3 protein-coding genes are annotated in these 3,441 nt (G+C 68.8%); 2 read left to right on the top strand and 1 reads right to left on the bottom strand.

The features are described from left to right. Positions 1-94: 94 nt before the first annotated feature. On the top strand, positions 95-514 hold the full coding sequence (locus tag DL991_RS27390) for a hypothetical protein (RefSeq protein ID WP_125787223.1): 420 nt from the start codon (positions 95-97) through the stop codon (positions 512-514). A 123-nt stretch (positions 515-637) separates the two neighbouring features. After that, the gene (locus DL991_RS27385) at positions 638-895 is read left to right on the top strand and encodes a hypothetical protein (protein ID WP_233599021.1); all 258 of its coding nucleotides are present in this window, start codon (positions 638-640) and stop codon (positions 893-895) included. An 8-nt stretch (positions 896-903) separates the two neighbouring features. On the opposite strand, the gene DL991_RS27380 is transcribed toward DL991_RS27385, so the two are convergent. Further along, positions 904-3,339, bottom strand: a complete 2,436-nt coding sequence (locus DL991_RS27380) for an NB-ARC domain-containing protein (protein WP_125787222.1) — start codon at positions 3,337-3,339, stop codon at positions 904-906. Positions 3,340-3,441: the final 102 nt, after the last annotated feature.

Raw genomic sequence — 3,441 nt, 5'->3', positions numbered from 1 at the left:
GCGGCGGTTCTGCCGCCCGTTCTGCCTGGTGCCCGGCGGTGCGGCGCGGTGTGCTGTGGCGGCGAATCCATGCCCGTCAGCAGGAGGTACCCCGGTGACCACAGCGGAAGAGTTCATCCTGGCCAGGGTGTTCGACGTCGTCGACCCCGAAACGGGTCCGGGTTTCGCGCCCGATCATCCCCGGGTCGAGGATCCGGAGGAACTGCGGTCGCTCGTCGCGTATCTGGCCGGCGGCACCCCGATCCTGGTCACCCCGTCCCTGCTGGACGACGTCCTCGATCCGGACCGGACCGCGGTCGTGCCGACGAACTTCGTCACCGATGGGGTGTGGATCTGGACCGACACCGTCACCTACTACCTGGAGAACCACGGTTTGGCGCCGGAACCGGGCTTGCTCGGCCACATCCGGGGGCGGACGGCGGGTCCGGTGGCGGCGGACGTCGTCGGGCGCGCGGTCAAATTCGTGCTGGAGCCGCCGGTGGCGGACCGCGCGCCGGTGTGGAGCGCGGGCTGACCCACGTTCCCCGGCGGGACTTTCCTTCCGGTCCTTCTGCTGGTGGTTGTTCATGGTGACCGGGACACGGGTCGCGTTTACTGGAACAAGAGTCGCAGAACCGCTCAACACCAAGGAGTTGACGTGTCGCTACGAATCCAAGGTCTCCACTCCCGCGCCGCCCGGTCCGAAGAGGACATGGTGGCCGTCTACGTTTCCCGCAACGACATCCGCGACCTGGACGCGGGTGAACTCGGCGGCCGCATCGCCGCCGCCGCCGGGATGTCGCGGACGGACGCGCCCACGACCATCGCCGAATTCGAGCCCACCCCCCGCTACACCATCCAGGACGTCCTCCTCGGGCACATCACCTGGGAGGACCTGACCCGTACCTCCGCCTGACCGGCGGATTACGAGGCGTTGAGGTGTTCGGTCAGTTTGTCCCGGATCTTCGTGCCTTCGGTCCGGCCGAGCCGGTCGCAGAGGGCCAGCGCCCGTTCCCGGTCGTCGCGCGCCGACACCGGGTCGCCCATCTCGTCGGACAGGGCCGCCCGGTCACAGAGCGTGTCGATTTGGGACTGTGTCAGCCCGATGCGTTCGAATACCGCCACGGCCTCGGTCAGCCGGCGGCGAGCGTTCGCGTGATCGCCTTGACGGCGCATGAACCTTCCGGTGTCCTGCAGGGCACGGCCCTGGCCCATGGCCGCACCGTGGCGGCGGAACAGTTCGAGCGCCGTTTCGCATTGGGCGAGCGCCAGCTCGGCCGAGTCGAGCGCGGCCAGGTTCTGCGCCGAGCGCAGCAGCAGGTACGCGTAGGTGGTGTCGTCCACGGGAGTGCGTGAGCCGCCGTGCCCCTGCTTGAAGTAGCGGACACAGATGTCGAACTCGACAGCGGCGTCGTCGAGTCTGCCGCTCCGGTACCAGAACGTGGCCCGCATCGCCCGCGCCACATGGAGCCCTGGCGGATAGTCCGCCTCTTCGAACAGGCGCACGGCTTCGTCGAACAGTTCGGGCGGCGTCGCGAGGTTGCCGTCGCGGAGCTGGGCGCTCGAAAGGTACACGCGTGCCCAGCCCTGTTCGCGGCGGTCGCCCGCTTCCACCGCCGCGTCCCAGGCCCGCAGGGCCATCTTGGCGGCCTCATCCGACTGGTCGCACAGCGTGGCCTGCACCCAGGCCAGATAGTTCCGATGGACGGCCTCGTCCCGTTTGCTGCCGATCGCGATGGCCGAGTTCATGGCGAGTTCGAACATCTCGTACCAGGTGTTCGCGGTCCCGCCGATCTCCGAGTACCAGTGCATGGATTCGGCCAGGTCGAGGACCGGCTGGTGGTCGCCGCGAGCGGCGACGCTTTTGACCGCGGCGAGCCAGTTCTTCATCTCGGCCTCGAGCCACCGGCCCGCACTGGAGTGATCGTCGAACGACGACGTCGCGACCGGGGGACGGCTCGCCCCGTCGGTCGGGTGGAAGTACCGGGCCGCCGCCGTCGCGGTACGCACCAGCCAGTCGGCGAGCCGGTTTTCCGCCGCCTCGACGGCTTCGGGGGTTTCCTCCTGGGTGAGCCGTTCCGTCGCGAACACCCGGAGCAGATCGTGGAACTGGTACCGGCCATTCTCCGGGGACGTCTGCAGCAGGCTCGCGTCGGCGAGTTCTTCCAGGAAGATGGCGGCGTCGTCCTCCTCCGCCTCGATGAGCGTCATCGCGGCACCCACGGAGAAATCGGCGGCCGGGACGACGGCGAGCCGCCGGAACACCTTGGCGGCGGTCGGCGTGAGCTGGCGGTACGACAACTCGAACACGCTGCGCACGTTGAGGTCGCCGGCGGTGAGTGTGGTCAGGCGCTTGCTGCGGTCTTGGAGTTGATCGACCAGGCGCGCCAGCGGCCACGTGGGACGGCTCGCCAGCCGGTTGCCCGCGATGCGCAGTGCGAGTGGCAGCCGCCCGCACAACGCGGCCAGTTCGATCGCCGCCGTTCGCTCTCGCGTGACCCGCCCCGGACCGACGATGGTCGACAGCAGAGCGACGGCGTCGTCCTCGCTGAGCACGTCGAGGTTGAGCCTGCTGGCCCCTTCGAGCCCCACCAGCATCTGACGGCTGGTGATCAGGGTGAGACAACGGGGCCCGCCGACCAGCAGCGGGCGGACCTGGGCTTCGTCGCCCGCGTCGTCGAGGACGATCAAGGTCGCGCGTTCCTGCAGAAGGGACCGGCACAAGCTCACCCGGTCTTCCAGATCGGCCGGGATGTGGACGGCGTCGACACCCAGCGAGCGCAGGATCAGGTGCAGTACGTCCGCCGGGTCGTTCGGTTCGGACGACATCCCGCGGAGCTTCAAGAAAAGGCGGCCATCGGGGAAGTCGGCCGCGAGGTCGTGTGCCGTTCGCACCGCGAGAGTCGTTTTGCCGGTGCCGGGAGGTCCGCTCAGCACGGCGATTCGGCCCGATCGGCGCCGGCCGCCGAGCAGGCCGGCCGCGAGAGTGCGCAACGCCTCGAGATCGTGCTCGCGTCCGGTGAGGTCGTCGACGTCGGCCGGCAGGATGCCGATCATGGGCGACTCGTAGATCCTGGCCGGTGCGGCGATCGGCGCGGCGATCGGCTGGGTACGGCTCTGTTTCGCGACCTTCTGCAGGTCGGTCAGCTCCTCATCGGTCAAGGACAGCGGGGCGGCGAGTGATTCGATCGTCCGGCGCTGGGGGCTTTTGGCGATCCCCCGTTCCATGTCGCTGATGGCCCGGACGCTGACGCCGGACCCCTCGGCGAGTTCCTCCTGCGTGAGGTCGGCGCGAACGCGGTAACCCTTCAACAGCGCCTTGAAAGTCGTGGCGGTCTCGCCTCGGGCGGCGTGCTTCATGCGCCGAATTATCCATACCCACCCGGCCGGTTCAACTTCACCTTGGTGCTGGGAAGCGCGGCTCGTTGCACTATGGCGTGTCACCCGCCGCCGCGATCAAAG

Origin of the sequence: Amycolatopsis sp. WAC 01375 (assembly GCF_003947325.1) — a bacterium.
Taxonomy (GTDB): Bacteria; Actinomycetota; Actinomycetes; order Mycobacteriales; family Pseudonocardiaceae; genus Amycolatopsis.
The sequence above is the reverse complement of the archived record's forward strand: the minus strand, read 5'-3'. Positions and strand labels throughout refer to the sequence as shown.